A 20,507-nucleotide genomic window follows, 5' to 3' on the forward strand; every position below is an offset into this window, starting at 1 on the left:
AAAAGCCCCACAATAACTGTGAGGCTTCTATAACTTCCAAACCGTTTTTAATTAACTGTTAGCAATTACACTAACATAACGACGGTTTTTAGGCCCTTTAACTTCAAATTTTACTTGTCCATCAATCAAGGCAAATAGAGTATGATCACGACCACAACCTACGTTAGTGCCTGGGTGGAATTGAGTTCCACGTTGACGAACTAGAATATTACCAGCAAGAACTTCTTGAGAACCATAACGTTTAACACCTAAACGTTTACTCTGGGAATCACGACCATTACGTGATGAACCACCTGCCTTCTTATGTGCCATTGTTCGATACTCCTATTAAGCGATTGCAGTGATCTTCACATCAGTAAACCACTGACGGTGACCTTGTTGTTTACGATAATGTTTACGACGACGGAATTTAACAATCTTCACTTTATCGCCGCGACCATGTTCAACAATCTCTGCTTTAATTGTTGCACCTTCAACAAACGGAGCACCAACTTTGATGTCTTCACCATTTGCTACCATTAAAACTTTATCGAAAACAACTTCCGCACCTGTTTCGACTTCAATTTTTTCCAAGCGAACGACTTGTCCTTCGCTAACTCGGTGTTGCTTACCACCACTTTGGAAAACTGCGTACATACTTAACTCCGCAATAAAAAACAGACGATTATTTGATTGAACATAGATGTCTGTATGATTAATCTTATAGGGCGTGAATTTTACGCAAAATTTATTCTTGTTGCAAGCGCTGTTTAGTAAAAGATCGCAAAAAGTTACAAAAAAGATCTGAGGTATACTGTTTTCACGTTACAATAATTATAAATTATTATTTATTTGAAATATTTGCAATCCTATAGAGTTTCAATATGTCAGGAAGAAAAGTTGGCTACAATGCCTCTATTACTAGTCGCTTAACACTACTTATGTTCATTTTAGGCAGTATTGCATTAGTAGCACTATCACTATCAATTAGAATCGCCAATGATACTAAAGGTAGTGCTTATATGATTAATCAATTAGGGCTACTTAGAATGAAGAGTTATCAACTTTTGACAATTATTCCAGTGCACCAAAATGATCATAATCGTCTTAATATTTTTGTAGATTTATCTTCCTCAAAACAATGTTTACAACTATTTGAGCATTATGGCTTAACCAATGAATTCAACCAATTAAAATATGAGTGGATGAGGAATATAGTACCAAAAATACAACAAGCCCAAAAAAGTGATGAAGTAAAAAATGATATAGATAACTATGTTGATCTCACTAATAACTTGGTACACAAAATTGATCTAAAAACGGAAAAGCAAATCCATTATATTTTTCAGTTACAATTAGTATTTATTGTCATCATTATAATTTCCTTAATTATCCAAATTTACTATTTACGCCGCTACATTTTAGTTCCATGGCAAAAACTCATTGATATGGCAGAAGCCATTTCAAAGCATAACTTCAGCGAACGTTTTAATATTCAGAAAAAAAAGAATGAATTTGATTTACTTGGGTTAGCTTTTAATAAAATGTCAGAACAAATTGAATCACAATATTTATTACTTGAACAGCGCGTTACCGAAAAAACTTCTGAATTACAGAAGACCAATCAAATTATTTTATTTCAATATTATGCAACCAAGCAACTGCATACTTCAGAACCACTATGTGAGCGTTTTCTTAAAATACTACGAGAATTAGAAGAATTGGTCCCCCTAACTCAATTTCAAATTCGTTTTTATGAATCTAATAATCCAGAACATTATCAACAAATCAGTTATGATAACCAACAAAAATTACCCTATTGTCTTAATCCCAAATGTAATGCTTGTTTAACTCCCTCAAAAATCTATCAAAAAAATGGGATTCAACGCCTTTGGTATCTTCAAGAAAATGGTGAAAAATATGGCGTTTTATTTGCTATTCAACCATCTAACATCACATTAAGCATTGAGCAAGAAAATCTAATTACTGGATTAATTGAACAAATGACCACAGCAATTATGCTTGATAGACAAATTGAAAAGCAAAAACAATATTTGTTAATGAAAGAGCGTTCGGCAATGGCGCGCGAACTTCATGATTCGATAGCCCAATCGCTATCTTGTTTAAAAATTTATCTCAGTTGCTTACAGATGCAATCTGACTTGAATTCACCAACCAGCGCTGATCTACTCACGACTATGCGCAAAGAAGTGAATGTTACTTACTCTCAACTAAGAGAGTTAATTACCTCTTTTCGTTTACGTCTAAATCAAACAGGATTTTATGCAAGCTTAATCGAGTTAGTAGAAGAGTTTAATGACAAATTAAAATTCAATATTCAACTTGAATATCAATTGCCTTTAAATATCATTAATAGCAAATATGCTTTTCATTTATTACAGTTTATTCGTGAAGCACTGAATAACGTATATAAACATGCAAAAGCTTCCTGTGTAATAATAAAATTAGAAATGGATAATAATCAAATTATTACACTAAATATAAAAGACAATGGGATAGGCTTTCAAAATCAAATTAAACAAGATCACCATTATGGTCTTATTATTATGCGAGATAGAATTGAGATATTAAATGGTAATCTAATTATTGATAGTAAACCCAATAAAGGAACACAAATTGTGGTAACATTTAAAGCTATGAAAGCCATTCCATTAAAAATAGTAGAAGATTAACCAATGGAACAAATTAAAAGTTCAATATTACTTATTGACGATCACCCTATGTTACGAAATGGTGTAAAGCAATTAATCCACACCGTCAATCATTTTGAAATAGTTGATGAAACAGGGTCAGGAATAGAAGGAATAAAACTGGCTGAAGAGCTTGATCCAGATATTATATTACTTGATATTAATATACACGATGTTAATGGTTTAGATATTCTTCGAAATTTACGTGAAAAAAATATCTCAAGTCGTATCATTATTTTTACCGTATCAAATGCAAAAGAAGATATTATTACGGCTCTTAAAATAGGTGCTGATGGTTACCTATTAAAAGATATGGAACCAGAAGATTTTCTCAAAGCGTTACAAGATATTTCAATTGGAAAAGTAATAATGGATGATACAATTTCGCATATTATTCTTAATTATATGCGTCATGGCGAAGAACCGACAACCAAACCGATCCATGATGTCAGCCTTCTCACCCCTAGGGAGCATGAAATATTTCATCTATTAGTGCAAGGACTATCCAATAAACTAATAGCCAAAGATTTAGATATTGTCGAAAGTACAGTAAAAGTTCATATCAAAAGCATATTCAAAAAACTTAACTTCAAATCTCGCATGGAAATGACAGTATGGTATTTACAAAGTAAGGAATAACTCAAGTAATGAAAACAAATAGATTTAATTTATATAGAACAACAATTATTGAAAATCAATTCGTTACAGTTTTTAAAAATAAAATAATCTATAAATAACAGACAAGTATATGACTAACAGGTAACATTTACTTGCCTATTAAAGTTAATGATTAGAAAACCAATTTAATTTTTCACGCAGTGCAACCACTGACCCAATAAAAACTAGACTCGGACTTCGTGCTTGCAAAGCCAGATTCGCTAAATCGTTCAATAAACCAGTAATGACTCTTTGCTTAGTACTTGTTCCCTCCTCGACAATTGCAATAGGTGTTTGAGCATTCATACCATGTTTAATCAATTGATTCCGGATGTTTTCCGCTTGAGAAAGCCCCATATAAAAAACTAAAGTTTGTTTTTCCGCCGCTAAGCTCTGCCAATCCAAATGATCTCCATTTTTTAAATGCCCTGTAACCAAACGTACGCTATGTGCATAATCACGATGTGTTAATGGTATACCACTATATGCAGAACAACCAGAAGCAGCAGTTATACCGGGCACTACTGAGAAAGGGATATTAGCATTAAATAATGTTTCAAGTTCCTCTCCACCACGACCAAAAATAAAAGGATCTCCCCCTTTTAAGCGTACTACACGTAATCCTTTTTGAGCTTGTTCTAACAAGATTTGGTTAATTTGTTCTTGTGAAACACAATGATATCCCACCCGTTTACCAACAAAAATACGCTGAGCATCGCGACGAACAAGATTCATAATTTCATCTGATACTAATCGATCATAAACTATGATATCAGCTTGTTGAATTTGCTGTAGTCCTTTTAATGTTAATAAGCCAGCATCACCTGGCCCTGCGCCAACTAAAACAACTTCTCCGCGATCATCAAGTGACATATTAAATAATTCACTAGTTAATAATTCAATACGTTCTGAATCATTATTTGCAATAGCTTGTGCTAACCTATCATGGGTAAATAACTTTTCCCAAAATCGGCGACGTTCTGTTAATGTTTTATAACTTAATTTGACTTTATTACGTAAATAACCAGCATATTTGGCTAATTTACCTAAATGTTGTGGTAAAATAGCCTCTAATTTTTCACGTAATAATCGTGCTAAAACGGGAGCATGACCCGCAGATGAAACCGCTACCATAATTGGTGAACGGTCGATAATTGAAGGCATAATGAAGCTAGCATTTTTAGGAGAATCAACCACATTACAAAAAATACGTCGATTTTCGGCTTCAATACTTACTTGTTGGTTAGTTTTGTCATTGTCAGTAGCAGCAATAACCAACCATTTATCATCAAGTAATTGAGCTCTAAATTCATCTTGAACTAAAATTAATTGCTTTTGATCTTGCCAACACAAAAATTGTTGGCTAAAAGTGACCGCATTAACAGTAAGATTAGCCCCAGCCTCAAGCAACAAACGAGCCTTTCGTTCAGCAATTTCACCCCCCCCAACCAACAAACAATTACGATTTTGTAATTTACAAAATAAAGGAAAATAATCCATAACTCTGTCATTCCTGTACTTTAACTATGTAATTGGTACTAAGGACGTTCTGATTTAGGTGTTGCATACCAATATCCTAACCCCATAAAAATAGCACCAGAAACAATATTACCCAATGAAACCCATAATAAATTATGACCTATATCAGCTAATGTGTAATTATCACCATGGTTACCAAACCAAGATAAAGAAAAAAGTGTCATATTGGCAACAGAATGTTCATAACCACAAGCAATAAAAGCCAGTAAACACCACCAAATAGCAATAAATTTTGCAGATCCTTCAACGCGATTTGCCATCCAAATAGCTAAACATACTAACCAGTTACATAAAATACCACGAAAAAATAAAGCACTAGCTGGCGCTGATGTTTTAGCTAACGCTGCACCATGTACTAAACTGGTATCAGTTGATAATAAAGGAGTTGCAGCATAGAAGTAAATTAATGAAACAAAAATTGAACCTAGCAAATTGCCTAACCAAGTTTGCGGTAATACAAACCACATCTGTTTATGAGTAATGCTTTTACATTTCACACCAAAGGTTAAAAACATGGTATGACCCGTAAATAATTCAGAACCAGCAATTATGACTAACGTTAAAGCAATCCCAAATGTTGCCCCCATTAATAATGGTCTTAAGGCAGGATCAATTAAATTACCAAGCGTAAAAATAAGAATAATACCAAGCCCAACATATGCGCCAGCCATAGCTGAACTTAACCAAAATCCGAATGGATTAAATTTTGCAAATTGAACAATGCGTGCCGCATTAGCGGCACATTTATTGATAGTATCGCTATACATAACAAAGTTTTCCCTTTAAATAAATTTAATCCGCTTTTACTTGTACAAAGCCATCATCATTCACTTTCACTTCATAGTGAGGGATACAATTATTTTCATCATCATAACAATAGCCATCTTTTAATCGAAAACGTTGTTTTTTTAGTGGACTAGCAACCCATAAATCATCATCATGCTGACCAATAATGCCACGTGACAACACACTAGCATGAGCAAAAGGGTCAATGTTACTTATCGCATAAAGTTTGTTGGAATGGTAAGGTCGAAAGATCGCTACATGTGTTCTTCCAACTAACGCACAAACACCTGCTCCAGGCAGTATATTATCTATTTTACAAACAGTTACCCAATCCGTCATATTATTGCTCCTCAAATATTGCATAGCGTTCTTGTAAACTTGCTGGGCGATGTTGATTTCGCTCAGGAATAAACTGAACATTTTCATCTCGTTTGTTGCTATTGATAAAGTGAGCAAATCGATATTGATTTTCCGGATGTTCAATTGTCTGCTTCCATTCACATACAAATAAACTGCGTAAACGAGTCATTTCTGTTTCTAGGTCATCATTAATACCAAGTTTGTTATCAATAATCACACTACGTAAATAGTCAACACCTCCTTCCATATTTTCAAGCCAAACAGACGTACGTTGTAATTTATCTGCGGTACGAATATAGAACATAATAAAACGATCGAGATACTGAATTAATGTAGCTTTATCTAAATCGGCCGCCAGTAAATCAGCATGACGAGGCTTCATTCCTCCATTACCACAGACATATAGATTCCACCCATTTTCAGTAGCAATCACACCAATGTCTTTACTCTGTGCCTCTGCACATTCACGAGTACAACCTGATACTCCTAATTTAAATTTATGGGGAGCACGAATGCCTTTATAACGATTTTCCAACTCCACGCCAAAACTAACGCTATCTCCTACACCAAAACGACACCATGTGCTACCGACACAGGTTTTTGCCATCCGTAAGGCTTTAGCATAAGCATGACCACTTTCAAATCCAGCATCAATTAGCTCTTTCCAAATAGCCGGCAAATCATCTTTTTGCGCACCAAAAAGACCAATACGTTGTGAACCAGTAATTTTAGAGTAGAGATGATATTTTTTAGCTATCTTTCCGACGGCGATCAGTCCTTCAGGCGTAATTTCTCCACCTGCACTACGAGGTATAACTGAATAAGTACCATTTTTTTGAATATTACCGAGAAAGATATCATTACTATCTTGCAGAGGGATCAAATCTTGACGCAAAATATAATCATTCCAACATGAGGCTAATAACGAAGCTATCGTTGGTTTGCAAATTTCACAACCATAACCAATACCATATTTTTTTATCACCTGCTCAAATGTTGTCAGCCCTTCAACTCTAATCAGATGATATAGTTCTTGGCGAGAATATTTAAAATGTTCACAAAGTGCATGACTGACTTCTATACCTTGTTTTGCTAATTCCGTATTGAGAATTTGTGTAACCAAAGGTATACACCCTCCACAACCTGTACCAGCTTTAGTTTGAGCTTTAATCGCAGCTACAGTATGGCAGCCTGCATTAATGGCATTAATGATTTTTTCTTTAGTAACATCAAAGCAAGAGCAGATTTGAGCTGAATTTGGCAACGCATCGACACCCATTGTTGGTTTAGAACCAGTATATTCTGGCAAAATCAAAGTATCAGGGTGTTCAGGTAGATCCATGTTATTGAGCATCAATTGTAATAAATTACTGTAATCTGCCGTATCTCCCACTAAAACAGCACCCAATAATTTTTTATTATCATTAGATACAACTAATTTTTTGTAAACAGGGATAGTTTCATCTAAATATACATAACTACGGTTACCCACAGCTTTAGCTTTGGCATCGCCAATACTTCCAACATCAACGCCCATCAATTTTAGCTTAGCACTCATATCAGCACCCTCAAATGAGGCACTGCCACCAAGCAAATGTGCAACAGCAATTTGAGCCATTTTATAACCAGGAGCCACTAAACCAAAAATTTTGCCTTGCCAACATGCACATTCGCCAATAGCATATATATCAGGATCGGACGTTTGACAATAATCATTGATTACAATGCCTCCACGGTCACCAATGTCTAACTGACAATCGCGCGCTAACTGATCATTTGCACGAATGCCAGTAGAAAAAATGATAAAGTCGATTTCTAGCGATGAACCATCAACAAATTTCATTACTTTACCTTTTGGTGTATGCAAAATTTCTTGGGTGTTTTTGCTGGTATGTACACTAACCCCCATTTCTTCAATTTTATGGCGCAATTGTTCACCACCCATCACATCAAGCTGTTCAGCCATTAAAACGTTGGCGAACTCAACTACATGGGTTTTTATACCTAAATTTTTAAGCGCTCCGGCTGCTTCAAGTCCAAGCAAACCACCTCCAACTACGGCCCCAGTTTTGCAATGACGAGCACATTGTGCAATAGCGTCTAAATCTTCAATAGTACGATAAACAAAACAATCAGATCCATCAGCACCTTTAATTGGTGGAATCCAAGCATATGAACCTGTCGCTATCACTAACTTGTCGTACTCAACAATTCGCCCAGTTTGTGAATACACTTGTTTAAGCTGACGATTGATTAAAATCACACTTTCATTTAATAAAACATTGATGTGATTTTCTTCATAAAATCCATCACGAACAAGCGATAATTCTTCGGCAGTAAAGCCAGAGAAGTAAGAAGAAAGGTGTACCCTATCATAAGCGACTCTAGGTTCTTGACAAAAAATTGTAATATTGAATTGATCAGACTGTATTTTGTCGATAATTTCTTCGACAAAATGATGTCCAACCATCCCATTACCAATGATAACGAGATTGGTTTTACTCATACTAAAGCTCCAATTTATTCTAATTTAAATAATCAATTTTGATACTATCCACATTGTATGAAACTTTATACGGAATATAATTACTCTCAAGGGTTACTACTTTAGTAGTAATCTCAAATAATATTATTTAAATACATTATGTTATTTATATTTTATATTTAAGTAAAATTAAAAATGTTACAGCCCCTTTGAAAACAGGCTTGTTAATTAGTCATTAACAGATATAAAAAAATCAAATAAAAAATGATTGCCAATTAAGATTAAACCAGTATAATTAGCCGACTAAATAAATTGAGTAATGATAATTGAATTACAAGTTAAGAAAGCTTCCATCTCGTGAGACATTAGCACGAGCACAAAGATTTAATGATGATATTATCGACGTATCGGGTATTGACCTAGTTTTAAGTTTGATAACAACAGCTGATTTGATTCGTTCAAATATTTATGCACAACTTACTAAAGATTATGACGTTTCTGAAGGTAAGTTTGCTTTGTTAATGTCATTATATTCTGAAGGTGAAACCAGTGCTGGCGAACTTGCACTACGTATAGGAGTAACTCCAGCAACCGTATCAGTTATGGTCAAGCGAATGTTGACCACATCCAATCCATTAATATCCATGACAAAAAACGAGGAAGATGGTCGTTCACGTTTGATAACTTTGACAGAAGCTGGAATAACACTTATTCAAAATGCATTACCCGATCACCTTAAATCGATTCGTACTTTTGCACAGGTACTAAACTCGCAAGAACAAGAATCTTTAATACTTATGTTACGTAAATTATTACGAAATAACTGACTTCAATGAAAATTGAAGTCGTTCTTTTTAATTAAATACTTAGCTGACTAAATAAATGGAAAATAAGCTATATATGAAAAAAAATGTCAAAATTCCGGTTATCTTTTTACTTCTCCTATTTGTTGGATCGTTTTTAATCTTTTTGGGCTCTCGAAATGATGCGGTAACGGTTGCTAAAAGCATTAAATCAGGCGTGTTAACGGCTGATGAAATTAATGTGGCTTTTCAGAATGTAGGAGGTAAAGTCATTAAGCGATTTGTAGAAGAATCACAAATGGTTAAAAAAGGGGATCCTTTAATGCAATTAGAGGACGTCGATACAAAATTAGCAATTGATCGATTACAAGCATTGGTTGATAGTCAAAGAGCTGCGGTCAATCAAGAACAAGCTGCAATTGAAATCACAGAAAATGAAACCAATCTTTCTGAACTATCTACTTGGCGAAAAATAGAAGAAGTAAAAGCAAGCTTAGAATCGGCAAAATCTGCTAGAAATTTAGCTAGCACTGAGTTTGATCGGCAAACACAATTACGTAAAACAGGTGGAAATTCACAATCTCAACTTGATAATGCTCGTAATACTTTTATTGGAGCAAAAATGCAAGTTGTCCAAATTGAAAGCCAGCTATCGACATTAATGATTGGTGCTACATCAGAACAAGTCAGCCAATTTGAGAAAACGCAAAATGCCACTGGCATGTCACTACAATCAATTACAATTGCCAGACAAAAGCTTAAAAATCGCCAAAATCAATTAGCACAACTTAAAGCACAGTTAGCTCAAGGCGAAGCTGATTTAAAACAGTTGCAAATTAATTATCAACGACTGACGTTAAAAGCACCTGAAGATGGTAAAGTCTTAAAACTGATGTTTGAAGATGGTGAATTGGCACCAACAGGCGCACCCGCTGTATTATTAGAAACTGATCGTAAATATATCGATATTTACGTGAATGAAAAAATGGTTAATAACTACCAACCAGGTACAACTGTTAAAGCAAATGTGATTGCTTTGGATAAAAAAGTAAAAGGTAAGGTTCGTTTTGCTACAGCAGCACCATCTTTTGCTGATTTACGCATGACTCGAGAACGAGGTCAAGCCGATTTAACGTCTTATCAGGTCAGAATATATATGGAATCCATTCCAAAACTATTAACCGGAATGACACTTGAGGTTGAACAATGATGCAAAACATCATTAAATCTATTCAAGAAGAGCTTGATGCAATGTTATCAGGCTACTTTATCCCGTATTACAAGGTTGCTATAGGGTTAGCCGCTATTGTTGCGCTTATTTTTTCTATAGTACTAAGCCATAGTTCGGTATTTGAAGGAAAAATTGCAGTTATTGACCTTGATGGTTCTAATTATTCGACTGAATTAATTAGTAAAATAAATACGTCTTCTTACATTGAAGTTTCGGAAGTAATCAGATCGCCGGTTAACCCTATAACTTTAGTTTCTCATGACCGTAATTTAGGAGTGTTATATATTCCTAAAGGGTTAGAAAAGAGTTTAAAAAAAGGGGATCAAACTGTTCGTTTAGGTTACTTTGCTGATGATACGAATGAAGCCCAAAATGCTAAAGTACTTCAAAATCTCAACGAATATATACCTGAATTAGGTGCAGAACTAAGTGTGGGTAAAGTTTCTTCATTAGGGTTTGGTCGAGAAGGTACCGAAGCAACCTTATCACCTATGCAGCTAAAATCTCGTAATCTATTTAACCCAGCAAGTTCATCAACGATTTCTACCATCATCTATTTTGTTTACTTTTTCTCATCTTTAACATATGGATTAACATCATTGATGATTATAGGTCGTTTAAAAGTTACTGGCATGTGGAATACCGTTTTAGAAAGAGGATTTGTCGCTTTATTGGCAAGAACAATACCTTATGCATTGTTTTATACCACCGGATTAACATTGATTACCGCAGTACTAGTTTTATTTGGACAACTGCGTTTTGATGGTAATTATTTCGTATTTGTACCTAGTATATTTATGACAGGGCTAGCATTTGGTTGGTTAGGTTTTTTACTCTCCTGGAAAACAAATAATCCAGGTGAAGGTGCAAGTAAAATGGTATTTTTAGTACCTCCAGGTTTTATTATGGGGGGATCAACAATGGCTGTTGGTATTATGCCAATATGGGCTTATTATGTTAGCCACGCCTTTCCTTTAGTTTGGTTATTCCGTTTTTTCCGAGATATCGCTATGCGTGGGCGTTCACTCATTGATATGCTGTCCACTTATGGAATGTTTATTATTTATTTAACTGTTATTGCATTTGTGGTAATGATAGTTTTTAACCAAGTTAAAAAATCTACTTCTCAGCCGGAATTGAATTAAAAAATCCAGTTATTGAAACTATAAAATGGTTTCAATAACTTTCTCACACTAATTTTTTCCTCTAATCATTTTTACATTAAATCTGCCCAAAATGAGTATTATTTTAAATCAAATTACCAAATTTGTGATAAACATCACTTTATAAAATGAAATTACGTACTTTCATTTCTGATTCAAAAAATTTTTAATCATTATTTATTTTTTTGTTAACTATTTGAATAAGAATAATAATTATTATTTATCTGAAATATAATTTTATTTTCATTCTTTCACTTATTTTCAAATGAAATGATTTTTTGTTTTTTTTAAGCAAAATCCATTTTGTGACTTATTTATCATTTTTCAGTCCCTTACATATGTTCAAATCTAATAACAAAATGAAAGGTTAACAAGTTACAACTTTATGACTAATGAAATCATGAACACTTTACAGCGTCGAGAAAAAATTATTCATGTACTCGGTAAAGAAAATACCGTATCAGTAAATAAGTTAAGTAAACTTTTTAATGTTTCTACCGTCACAATCCGTAATGATCTTCGCCACTTAGAGCAAAAAGGCTGCGTATTACGTTCTTATGGGGGAGCAATGATAAATAAAACTTTCGCTTTTGATAGACCTTTATTTGATAAAAGTCGCATAAATTCAATAATAAAAAATAAGATTGCTAAAAAAGCTGCCAATATGGTAAATGATGGCGATAGAATTATTCTCGATTCAGGCTCAACAACCTCTGCAATGGTGCCATATTTAGGTAAAAAACAGAATTTAATCGTTTTTACAAATGCGATTAACATTGCTTACGAATTAACCATCAATACAAATATAGAAGTGATCATAGCTGGCGGTAATATTAGAAACAAGGCTTACTCTATTTCAGGTCCAACCGTTGAGCAACAATTAAAGATGTACCACTTTAATAAATTATTTTTAGGTGTTGACGGATTTGATCTCAATGCAGGTATTACAACTCCCAATTTTGGTGAAGCTTCGGTTAATAGAGCAATGTGCCAAGTTTCTGAACACATTATTGCAGTAACAGATTCAACAAAGTTTGGTCGGAAAAGTTTCTGCACGATAGAAAAAATTCATCTTATTCACACAATAGTGACTGATTCAAAAATTTCCAAAGATCATTTAATGCAATTCCATTCATTAGGTATTAACGTGGAAATTGCAGATATATAGATGATCTTATTTTTAACCAAATGATCACTCAAAGGTAGGATCTAAATTATGCAAAAGTACTTAAATTATTCACTAGATTGGCTTAAAAAGCACGGTGCAGAACATACTGCTAAAGAAATCTGTCAACAACCTAAAATTTGGCGTGATTTACTACAGTTAATTGATCGAAACAGAACCCAACTACAAACATTTTTAAAACCTTTGCTGTCTGATCCGAGTTTAGAAATTATTTTGACTGGAGCTGGATCATCGGCTTTTGGTGGTGTTGCTCTTGCTCCGTGGTTAAGGGAGCATACTCATCGAAACGTGCATGCCTATGGCACAACGGAAATTGTTGCTGACCCACTACAATATTTTTCACCAAATAAAAAAACGTTAATGGTGTCATTTGCTCGTTCGGGAAATAGTCCTGAAAGTGTGGCAACGGTTAAATTAGCCGATCAATTAATTTCTGATTGTTATCACTTATTTTTAATATGTAACCCAAACTGTGCTTTAATCGATTATGCAACATCTAACAATTCATCAAATCGTATTCTTCAACTAGTCATGCCAGAAGGAGCTCATGATTTAGGTTTTGCTATGACCTCAAGTATTAGTAGTATGATGCTTGCAGCATTACTCCTTTTAGGAAATATTGATCATGTGATGGCACATAAGGCTGTAATGGAAATTGCTCGTGTCTGTGAACAAAAAATAGAAAGTTGGCAGCAAATAACTAAACAATTAGCACATAAAAACCATGAAAGAGTTATTTATATCGGTAGTAGCTGTTTTATTGGTGTCGCTCAAGAGTCTGCATTAAAAATTCTTGAACTAACAGCGGGTAAAATAGTTTCTCGATTTGATTCAATTTTAGGTTTACGTCATGGTCCTAAATTTATGATTAATTCACAAAGTTTAGTTGTTTGCTTCTTCACTAATGAACATTATACACATCAATATGATACTGATTTATTTAATGAATTAATTAATGACCATATCGCAACCGATGTGTTTGTATTATGCGGAAAAAGTAGCAGTAATAAACAAAATATACTTACAGTAAATGGAGATTATTCAGATTGCTGGCTCATCTTCCCATACCTTATTTTTTCCCAAATGCTTGCATTTGAAAAATCATTAAATAATGGTTTAACACCTGATAATCCTTGTCCAACAGGTGAAGTTAATCGAGTAGTAAAAGGCGTTACTATTTACCCATTTAATCAAATTTAGGGTATCCAATTATCACAAAACAAAGGATGTAAAACGTATGAACATTCCGAATATTCTTATGACGCGCATTGATAATCGCTTAGTTCATGGTCAAGTTGGGGTGACTTGGGTCAATGCACTTGGAGCTAATTTATTATTAGTTGCTAATGATAATGCAGCACAAGATCCTGTACAACAAAATCTTATGGATATGGTTATTGCAGAGAGAATACAAACCCGTTACTTCACTTTACAAAAAACCATCGACATTATTGGGAAAGCAGCCGAACGACAAAAAATATTTATTGTTTGTAAAACACCACATGATGTTTTAACTCTCGTTAAAGGAGGCGTACCAATCAAATTTGTTAATGTAGGTAATATGCATTTTTCAGAAGGAAAAAAACAAATTCATAAAACAGTATCTATTGATGAAGAAGATATAGCTGCTTTTAAAGAACTTGAAAAATTAGGTGTAAAATGTGAGATTCGCCGTGTGCCAGATGAAGCTGGTCAAAAAATAATAGATCTACTTGATTAATCCTAATACGGGAGCAAACTATGGTAATCGATGCAATATTAATTGGACTACTAGCAGGTATTGCTGGTGTAGATTTATTTGATGGGCTAACTCATTTACATAGACCTATTGTAATTGGTCCTTTAGTTGGATTGATCTTAGGTGATATAAAAACAGGGTTATATGTTGGAGGTTCATTAGAGCTAGTTTGGATGGGAATGGTACCATTAGCAGGAGCGCAACCACCTAATGTTGTCATTGGCGGAGTAATTGGTACAAGTTTTGCAATTTTAACTCATGCCGATCCTAAAGTTGCCATTGGTATTGCCGTACCATTTGCTATAACGGTACAAGGTTGCATTACTATCTTATTTACCATCTATTCACCAATGATGCACAAATGTGATCGCTATGTTGATCAACTTAATTTTAAAGGTATTGAATGTGTCAATTATCTTGGCATGATTATCCTGTTTTGCTTTTATTTTATTGTCGCATTTTTACCAATTTACTTTGGCGCTGATATGGCAACAGATTTAGTAAAAAAATCACCACAATGGTTACTTGATGGATTGAGCATTGCTGGTGGGATGATGCCCGCAATCGGTTTTGCTATGTTAATGAAAATTATGATGAAAAAAACATATATTGCTTATTTCATTCTAGGTTTTCTTAGTGTGACATACCTTAACTTACCAATTTTAGCAATTGCATTAGGTGCTTTAGCAATAGCGATGATTGATTTCTTTAATGATAGCCAAGTCAATAACGATAATAACAAATCAGTACAGGCAAGTTCTGTAGAGGTGGAAAATGGTATTTAATGACGAAAATGACAGCAAAATGGCAGCAAAAGCAGAAAAACGTATGGAACAATCATTGTCAACAAGCAAAGTATCAACTGATACTTATATTGATCAAAGTCAAAATGTAACATTAACTAAAGTTGACATTAATCGAATGGCATTTCGTTCCTTAGCTTTACAAGCCTCATTTAATTATGAACGTATGCAGGCTGGAGGTTGGCTTTATACTATTTTGCCTGCACTACGTAAAATTCATAAAAACTCAGATGACTTAAAAAACTCAATGCATATGCACATGGAGTTTATAAATGTCCATCCGTTTGATGTTACCTTTTTATCTGGTTTAGTTTTAGCAATGGAAAAAGGTAAAGAAAATATTTCAACAATACGTTCAATTAAAGTTGCTTTAATGGGACCTTTAGGTGGTATTGGAGATGCACTATTTTGGTTAACATTGTTACCTATTTGTGCTGGAATTGGTGCTTCATTAGCACTAGAAGGTAGTTTTTTGGGACCAATAATATTTTTATTAATATTTAATTTAGTCCATTTCGGATTACGTTTTGGTCTTGCTCATTATGGTTATCATGCTGGTACTAGCGCATTACCTTTATTAAAAATTCATACAAAACGCATTTCACATGCAGCATCAATCATCGGTATGACAGTTATTGGTGCATTAGTGGCTTCTTATGTACATCTATCCACACCATTAGAGATCAATGCTGGTAAAGCACATATTGCTCTACAAGCCGACGTATTAGATAAACTCATGCCAAATTTATTACCGTTAGGATTTACATTATTTGTCTATTATTTAATGAAACGTAATTTCTCGCCTGTAAAATTAATCGGTTTAACAGTGGTAATTGGCATATTTGGTAAATTAGTTGGTTACTTATAGAGGTTGATTATGTTAGGTGTTATTTTAACAGGTCATGGTGGCTTTGCCACTGGTCTTTATGAAGCTGTAGTACAAATCATTGGAAAACAAGCACAGTTTACTGCGATTAACTTCCCAGATGGGATGAGTACTAAGATACTAGAACAACAACTCACTGATGCCTTAAAAAAGTGTGATAAAGGTGATGGTGTAATATTTTTTACTGATATCTTAGGAGGCACTCCATTTCAATTAGCCGCACGGTTAAACTATCAATTTAATCATGTTGAGATAATTAGTGGTACAAATTTACCAATTTTATTAGAAATGTTATTACAACGTGATGAATTAGATGCTGAAAATTTTCGTCTGAGAGCATTAGATATTGGTAAATCTAGCATAACCAGCTTATGGAGTGAAAACCACAGAAAATCAATTGATAAAAAGGAATATTCAGATGGAATTTGAAAAAATATAGGCAAGCAAATAAAGTCTGTTCATACAATATCAAAATTTTACCTGCATTAATAGATACCCACATTTTCATGGAGTAATGAACGCAGATATAATGGATGCAATACATGAAGCACTTAATACAATGAGCCATTTCTTAGTACAACATGGTATTGGTGCGTTTTTAGCTACGACTGTTACAGAAAGTCAATCAGAGTCATGATTGGGCATACTAATGCAGACTATCAAACAACAAAAGCGGAACTACTTGCTGGTGCCAGTGGGGTTGTGCACTGTTATAACGGCATGTCAGGATTGCATCATCGTAATCCAGTTGTAGTTGGTGTAGCACTAACAATTGATAATTGCCAAACTCAAATTATCATAGATGGTCATCATGTACATCCTGCCGCAGTTAATATCTCTTATAAATGTTGTGGCAAAAACTTACTATTAATTAGCAATGCAATGAGAGCAACAGGGATGTCTGATGGTAATTATTAATTAGGCAAATTAAAAGTACATCTCCAAAATGATGTTGTACGTACAAAAGATGGAGGGCTAGCGGGAAGTACTTTAACAATAAATTGTGGAGTTAATAATCTTGCTAATTATGCGAAGATTTCATTTGAACAAGCATGGTAACATGGTAGTTCTTATCCAGCAAAAGCATTAGGCATAGATCATTACTTGGGTGATATTGCCATAGGAAAACAAGCTAATCTAGTACTTTTAAATGCGAATAATCAACTATTGGCAACTATAGTAAATGGCAAGATTGTTTATCGAACATCAGTAGATGTTAACGATATTTTGATTTAAAAATCCATAAAAATTTTTTCATCAAAGTAAGAATCAACGATGTTCTTTTCTTAGGAATAAAAATGTTTATCAAATCAATTTTCATCACTTTTATAGTATTATTAGAATGTATAAGTACTATTACTGATGCTGACTTAATCAAAATTATGTCATTTGATACTCATCATAGTGAAAAGCATGATGGAAGGATTAGCACGGCAAGCATTGCCAATATAATCATCACAGAAAGAGCTGATATTATTGTATTGTAAGAAGTTGATGATAAAACCAACGAACCAACAATGTTGATCAATTGGCTCAAATAGTAAAACTAGTTCACTTAAAGTATTATAAATTTAATGCATTTTTCGATTATGATGGTGGACAATATGGCATAGGAATTATGAGTCGTTACCCTATCATTGATTCATATAATATCTCTTTACCAAAAGGTTCAGAACCAAAGACTGCTTTGATGACAACAGTAAATATTAATGGAAAAAATCTCAATGTTATAGGAGTACATCTCTATCGCTCATTTGAAGAAAGGACATTACAACCCAAAGCCATTATTGACTATGTTCAGTCATCAACATTACCACTAATAGTGGCGGGCGATTTTAATACCACTCCAACCAACAGTTCACCGACTAAATACATGAATTCAAACATTGATCATAGTAAAGATAACACACTCATTCAATATTTGACTTCACATTGGAACCAATTAGAAAAAATGATAAATAAAATCTTATTTCCATCAAGAACTTTGTGGGATAAAGATGGAGAAAGACAAGTAGAAATCGATCATACCTTTATCAAAAATTTGGATATTAACAATGTAAAAGCACACTACCTAATTGAAAAAAATTGTAAGTGATCACCGACCACTTATAACAGAAATATTATGGTGATATTATCTCTTTAAAAGTGAATTAAGAGGTTTTTTATGAGGAAATTAAAAATAATATTAGCTTTGTCTTTTGTTTTATCTTTCTCTGTACAAGCAATAGAAACATTAGATAAGTATACCTTAGAACAAGTAATCGTATTTAGCCGACATGGTTTAAGAGCGCCACTTTCCAGTCCAACAAGTACACTTGGTAAAATTACACCAAATCAATGGCCACAATGGGATACACCTGCAAGTTATTTAACTGCTCGAGGAGGGGTACTAGAAAGTTATTTTGGTCATTACTTTAGTGAATGGTTTATTGATAATAAACTTTTAACTGGAAATACCTGCCCAAGTGAACATGAAGTGTATATTTACACCAACAGTTTACAACGTACTATCGCTACCGGTCAGTACTTTACGGTTGGAGCTTTTCCAGGTTGTATTATCCCAATTATGCATAAGGAAAAATTAGGTACCATGGATCCCGTATTTTTTCCTGTAATTCGTGATGATAACCCTAAGTTTAAAAAAATGGCAATCATTTCAATCAACCAAACAGCTAATGAAAAAGGTATTGAAGGGTTAAATCAAAAACTGAATCAAACTTATCAAGATCTGTCTAACATCCTAAATTATACTCAATCAACTAATTGTTTGACCGATAAACAGTGTGATTTTACCAATTTACCAACTCAATTTATTATTGAAAAAGGTAAGGAGCCCGGCATAACTGGTCCACTTCGAATTGGGACATCAATCGCAGATGCCTTTATTTTACAGTACTATGAAGGCGCACCATTGCAAGATATTGCTTGGGGAAAGATCAAAAGCAATCAAAAATTTGAACAATTAGTTTCTATAAAAGAATATTACAATTCAGTTTTATTTGGCGCACCTATTATTGCTAAACAGGTTGCCGCAAATTTAATTAACTATATTAATCAAGCTTTCTCTGAAAATAATCATACTAAATTTACTCTTTTAGTCGGCCATGATTCTAATGTAGCATCATTATTATCAGCATTAAAAATTAAATCTTATAAACTGCCGGATCAATTTGAAAAAACGCCAATTGGTGGCAAAATAGTGTTCCAAAAATGGCGAGATAATTATAGTGGTAAAACATTGATGAAAATTGAATATTTTTATCAATCAACCGATCAAATCCGAAATCTAACTCAATTAAATCGTAATAATCCACCCCATAAAGTAACATTAGCAATGGAAAATTGTCCAATTGACACAATGGGTTTTTGTTCGTTTTCAATCTTTAAAAAATTCATAAGCAATATAAATTAATAATGTCTAAATCCGTTGATAATATATTCAAATTAAGTAAAATTGAATGTATTATCAACAATTATGTGACAACAATATTTTCGGATACAAAGGTTACTCACATAAAGCAATAGATAACTTTATCAATTATATTTTATAAATTACTTTTCAATATTACAAAATCATTCATGTTTAATTTTTTAATTAAACGCTCGCCAAAAGAATAAATATCTACCATACAATTATCACCAAGTGAATTAGTAGAGTTTACACTAATAATTTGACAATGCCATTAAATGCAGATTCAATCCCCACTTTAGAATCTTCAAAAACAATACACTTATCAGAAGGTAATCCGAGTAAATTTGCTTCTTGTAAATAACCATCAGGATCTGGCTTAGTATTAATCACCATTTCACAGGTAATAAAAACTTTTGGTTTAGCTACATTAAGAAAGCCAAAACGAGGATCAGCAACTTTTTTGAACCTGAGGTTACAATTCCCAAGGAATATTAAGTGAAAATAATTGGCGTAAGAAATAACTAGCGCCAGATATTTGTGGTTAATATCTTTCACATCTTGAGCCTCTAATTGTTCCATCCAACGATACTCTTACTTGATAAAACTTTCTTATTTATTAGGCAAGAATAATTTTATGTTATCGATAGCTTTACGACCATGAATAGTTTCTAATACATATGAATGATTAAATTTATGACGATAAGCTAATACTAACCAGCAACGCTCAACTGCTGGTAATGAATTGACTAATATCCCATCTAAAACAAA

General features: G+C 33.6%; 23 protein-coding genes. 16 read left to right on the top strand and 7 right to left on the bottom strand.

Features of this window, described 5'->3' with window-relative positions; all coding sequences use genetic code 11:
* Positions 1-51: 51 nt before the first annotated feature.
* Both rpmA and rplU read right to left on the bottom strand, forming a co-directional pair.
* The gene (gene rpmA / locus J4T76_RS04075; RefSeq protein WP_025314437.1) at positions 52-312 is read right to left on the bottom strand and encodes a 50S ribosomal protein L27; all 261 of its coding nucleotides are present in this window, start codon (positions 310-312) and stop codon (positions 52-54) included.
* 15 nt (positions 313-327) lie between these two features.
* Positions 328-636, bottom strand: a complete 309-nt coding sequence (rplU, locus tag J4T76_RS04080) for a 50S ribosomal protein L21 (RefSeq protein WP_025314436.1) — start codon at positions 634-636, stop codon at positions 328-330.
* A 227-nt stretch (positions 637-863) separates the two neighbouring features.
* On the opposite strand from rplU, the gene narX reads away from it, so the two are divergent.
* Together narX and narL are read left to right on the top strand one after the other, a co-directional pair.
* Positions 864-2,672 (top strand): nitrate/nitrite two-component system sensor histidine kinase NarX, encoded by a 1,809-nt coding sequence (gene narX / locus J4T76_RS04085; protein WP_267340329.1) that lies wholly within the window; start codon positions 864-866, stop codon positions 2,670-2,672.
* 3 nt (positions 2,673-2,675) lie between these two features.
* A complete protein-coding gene (gene narL, locus J4T76_RS04090) occupies positions 2,676-3,329 on the top strand; it encodes a two-component system response regulator NarL (protein ID WP_267345466.1) in 654 nt (217 codons plus the stop codon).
* 144 nt (positions 3,330-3,473) lie between these two features.
* Here narL and cysG read toward each other — a convergent pair whose 3' ends face one another.
* From cysG to nirB, 4 genes are read right to left on the bottom strand one after another with little or no spacing between them, the layout of a single operon-like run.
* The gene (gene cysG / locus J4T76_RS04095) at positions 3,474-4,847 is read right to left on the bottom strand and encodes a siroheme synthase CysG (RefSeq protein ID WP_267340325.1); all 1,374 of its coding nucleotides are present in this window, start codon (positions 4,845-4,847) and stop codon (positions 3,474-3,476) included.
* A 38-nt stretch (positions 4,848-4,885) separates the two neighbouring features.
* Positions 4,886-5,653, bottom strand: coding sequence for a nitrite transporter NirC (gene nirC, locus J4T76_RS04100; RefSeq protein WP_267340324.1), 768 nt, complete (start codon positions 5,651-5,653; stop codon positions 4,886-4,888).
* 25 nt (positions 5,654-5,678) lie between these two features.
* A complete protein-coding gene (gene nirD / locus J4T76_RS04105) occupies positions 5,679-6,011 on the bottom strand; it encodes a nitrite reductase small subunit NirD (RefSeq protein ID WP_267340323.1) in 333 nt (110 codons plus the stop codon).
* Between the two features lies 1 nt (position 6,012).
* Positions 6,013-8,538, bottom strand: a complete 2,526-nt coding sequence (gene nirB / locus J4T76_RS04110; RefSeq protein WP_267345470.1) for a nitrite reductase large subunit NirB — start codon at positions 8,536-8,538, stop codon at positions 6,013-6,015.
* A gap of 305 nt (positions 8,539-8,843) precedes the next feature.
* Between nirB and J4T76_RS04115 the strand changes: the two genes are divergently transcribed.
* The 14 genes from J4T76_RS04115 to agp all read left to right on the top strand — a co-directional run bounded on the left by J4T76_RS04115 (position 8,844) and on the right by agp (position 19,739).
* Complete coding sequence (locus J4T76_RS04115) at positions 8,844-9,344, top strand: MarR family winged helix-turn-helix transcriptional regulator (RefSeq protein WP_267340321.1); 501 nt, start codon at positions 8,844-8,846, stop codon at positions 9,342-9,344.
* 73 nt (positions 9,345-9,417) lie between these two features.
* A complete protein-coding gene (locus J4T76_RS04120; protein WP_267340319.1) occupies positions 9,418-10,530 on the top strand; it encodes an HlyD family secretion protein in 1,113 nt (370 codons plus the stop codon).
* Positions 10,530-11,696: an ABC transporter permease gene (locus J4T76_RS04125; RefSeq protein WP_267354629.1), complete on the top strand. Its 1,167-nt coding sequence runs from the start codon at positions 10,530-10,532 to the stop codon at positions 11,694-11,696. Before J4T76_RS04120 ends, J4T76_RS04125 begins: the two co-directional genes overlap by 1 nt.
* A gap of 403 nt (positions 11,697-12,099) precedes the next feature.
* Complete coding sequence (gene agaR / locus J4T76_RS04130; protein ID WP_267345471.1) at positions 12,100-12,882, top strand: transcriptional repressor AgaR; 783 nt, start codon at positions 12,100-12,102, stop codon at positions 12,880-12,882.
* Positions 12,883-12,930: 48 nt separating this feature from the next.
* On the top strand, positions 12,931-14,100 hold the full coding sequence (locus J4T76_RS04135; protein WP_267340315.1) for an SIS domain-containing protein: 1,170 nt from the start codon (positions 12,931-12,933) through the stop codon (positions 14,098-14,100).
* Between the two features lie 37 nt (positions 14,101-14,137).
* Entirely contained in the window at positions 14,138-14,620 is a 483-nt protein-coding gene (agaV, locus tag J4T76_RS04140; RefSeq protein WP_267340314.1) for a PTS N-acetylgalactosamine transporter subunit IIB, read from the top strand.
* A 20-nt stretch (positions 14,621-14,640) separates the two neighbouring features.
* The gene (gene agaW / locus J4T76_RS04145) at positions 14,641-15,423 is read left to right on the top strand and encodes a PTS N-acetylgalactosamine transporter subunit IIC (protein ID WP_267345475.1); all 783 of its coding nucleotides are present in this window, start codon (positions 14,641-14,643) and stop codon (positions 15,421-15,423) included.
* The gene (locus J4T76_RS04150) at positions 15,413-16,309 is read left to right on the top strand and encodes a PTS system mannose/fructose/sorbose family transporter subunit IID (protein WP_267345476.1); all 897 of its coding nucleotides are present in this window, start codon (positions 15,413-15,415) and stop codon (positions 16,307-16,309) included. Before agaW ends, J4T76_RS04150 begins: the two co-directional genes overlap by 11 nt.
* 9 nt (positions 16,310-16,318) lie before the next feature.
* Positions 16,319-16,756 carry a PTS galactosamine/N-acetylgalactosamine transporter subunit IIA gene (gene agaF, locus J4T76_RS04155; protein ID WP_267340309.1) on the top strand — a complete coding sequence of 146 codons (438 nt, stop codon included), beginning with the start codon at positions 16,319-16,321 and terminating at the stop codon, positions 16,754-16,756.
* Positions 16,757-16,841: 85 nt separating this feature from the next.
* Positions 16,842-16,964 carry a hypothetical protein gene (locus tag J4T76_RS04160; protein ID WP_267340307.1) on the top strand — a complete coding sequence of 41 codons (123 nt, stop codon included), beginning with the start codon at positions 16,842-16,844 and terminating at the stop codon, positions 16,962-16,964.
* Positions 16,961-17,245, top strand: coding sequence for a hypothetical protein (locus J4T76_RS04165; RefSeq protein WP_267340306.1), 285 nt, complete (start codon positions 16,961-16,963; stop codon positions 17,243-17,245). The genes J4T76_RS04160 and J4T76_RS04165 overlap by 4 nt, the downstream gene beginning before the upstream one ends.
* Positions 17,246-17,431: 186 nt before the next feature.
* Positions 17,432-17,563, top strand: a complete 132-nt coding sequence (locus J4T76_RS11840) for a hypothetical protein (protein WP_416380241.1) — start codon at positions 17,432-17,434, stop codon at positions 17,561-17,563.
* Between the two features lie 382 nt (positions 17,564-17,945).
* Complete coding sequence (locus J4T76_RS04170) at positions 17,946-18,422, top strand: hypothetical protein (protein ID WP_443135232.1); 477 nt, start codon at positions 17,946-17,948, stop codon at positions 18,420-18,422.
* 69 nt (positions 18,423-18,491) lie between these two features.
* The gene (gene agp / locus J4T76_RS04175) at positions 18,492-19,739 is read left to right on the top strand and encodes a bifunctional glucose-1-phosphatase/inositol phosphatase (RefSeq protein WP_267345477.1); all 1,248 of its coding nucleotides are present in this window, start codon (positions 18,492-18,494) and stop codon (positions 19,737-19,739) included.
* Positions 19,740-19,985: 246 nt separating this feature from the next.
* On the opposite strand, the gene J4T76_RS04180 is transcribed toward agp, so the two are convergent.
* A complete protein-coding gene (locus tag J4T76_RS04180) occupies positions 19,986-20,318 on the bottom strand; it encodes an HAD-IA family hydrolase (protein ID WP_267345478.1) in 333 nt (110 codons plus the stop codon).
* Positions 20,319-20,507 lie beyond the last annotated feature (189 nt).

The sequence above is a fragment of the Gilliamella sp. B3022 genome, from assembly GCF_028751545.1.
Lineage (GTDB): Bacteria > Pseudomonadota > Gammaproteobacteria > Enterobacterales > Orbaceae > Gilliamella.

What these genes read in the sequence shown, in the direction of transcription:
- cysG (WP_267340325.1), bottom strand. Translation starts at nt 4,847, where the DNA reads ATGGATTATTTTCCTTTATTTTGTAAATTACAAAATCGTAATTGTTTG.
- agaV (WP_267340314.1), top strand. Translation starts at nt 14,138, where the DNA reads ATGAACATTCCGAATATTCTTATGACGCGCATTGATAATCGCTTAGTT.
- J4T76_RS04150 (WP_267345476.1), top strand. Translation starts at nt 15,413, where the DNA reads ATGGTATTTAATGACGAAAATGACAGCAAAATGGCAGCAAAAGCAGAA.
- agaW (WP_267345475.1), top strand. Translation starts at nt 14,641, where the DNA reads ATGGTAATCGATGCAATATTAATTGGACTACTAGCAGGTATTGCTGGT.
- nirB (WP_267345470.1), bottom strand. Translation starts at nt 8,538, where the DNA reads ATGAGTAAAACCAATCTCGTTATCATTGGTAATGGGATGGTTGGACAT.
- agaR (WP_267345471.1), top strand. Translation starts at nt 12,100, where the DNA reads ATGACTAATGAAATCATGAACACTTTACAGCGTCGAGAAAAAATTATT.
- rpmA (WP_025314437.1), bottom strand. Translation starts at nt 312, where the DNA reads ATGGCACATAAGAAGGCAGGTGGTTCATCACGTAATGGTCGTGATTCC.
- rplU (WP_025314436.1), bottom strand. Translation starts at nt 636, where the DNA reads ATGTACGCAGTTTTCCAAAGTGGTGGTAAGCAACACCGAGTTAGCGAA.
- J4T76_RS04135 (WP_267340315.1), top strand. Translation starts at nt 12,931, where the DNA reads ATGCAAAAGTACTTAAATTATTCACTAGATTGGCTTAAAAAGCACGGT.
- J4T76_RS04170 (WP_443135232.1), top strand. Translation starts at nt 17,946, where the DNA reads ATGAGTCGTTACCCTATCATTGATTCATATAATATCTCTTTACCAAAA.
- J4T76_RS04165 (WP_267340306.1), top strand. Translation starts at nt 16,961, where the DNA reads ATGATTGGGCATACTAATGCAGACTATCAAACAACAAAAGCGGAACTA.
- narL (WP_267345466.1), top strand. Translation starts at nt 2,676, where the DNA reads ATGGAACAAATTAAAAGTTCAATATTACTTATTGACGATCACCCTATG.
- nirD (WP_267340323.1), bottom strand. Translation starts at nt 6,011, where the DNA reads ATGACGGATTGGGTAACTGTTTGTAAAATAGATAATATACTGCCTGGA.
- J4T76_RS04120 (WP_267340319.1), top strand. Translation starts at nt 9,418, where the DNA reads ATGAAAAAAAATGTCAAAATTCCGGTTATCTTTTTACTTCTCCTATTT.
- agp (WP_267345477.1), top strand. Translation starts at nt 18,492, where the DNA reads ATGAGGAAATTAAAAATAATATTAGCTTTGTCTTTTGTTTTATCTTTC.
- J4T76_RS04125 (WP_267354629.1), top strand. Translation starts at nt 10,530, where the DNA reads ATGCAAAACATCATTAAATCTATTCAAGAAGAGCTTGATGCAATGTTA.
- nirC (WP_267340324.1), bottom strand. Translation starts at nt 5,653, where the DNA reads ATGTATAGCGATACTATCAATAAATGTGCCGCTAATGCGGCACGCATT.
- agaF (WP_267340309.1), top strand. Translation starts at nt 16,319, where the DNA reads ATGTTAGGTGTTATTTTAACAGGTCATGGTGGCTTTGCCACTGGTCTT.
- narX (WP_267340329.1), top strand. Translation starts at nt 864, where the DNA reads ATGTCAGGAAGAAAAGTTGGCTACAATGCCTCTATTACTAGTCGCTTA.
- J4T76_RS04160 (WP_267340307.1), top strand. Translation starts at nt 16,842, where the DNA reads ATGAACGCAGATATAATGGATGCAATACATGAAGCACTTAATACAATG.
- J4T76_RS04180 (WP_267345478.1), bottom strand. Translation starts at nt 20,318, where the DNA reads ATGGAACAATTAGAGGCTCAAGATGTGAAAGATATTAACCACAAATAT.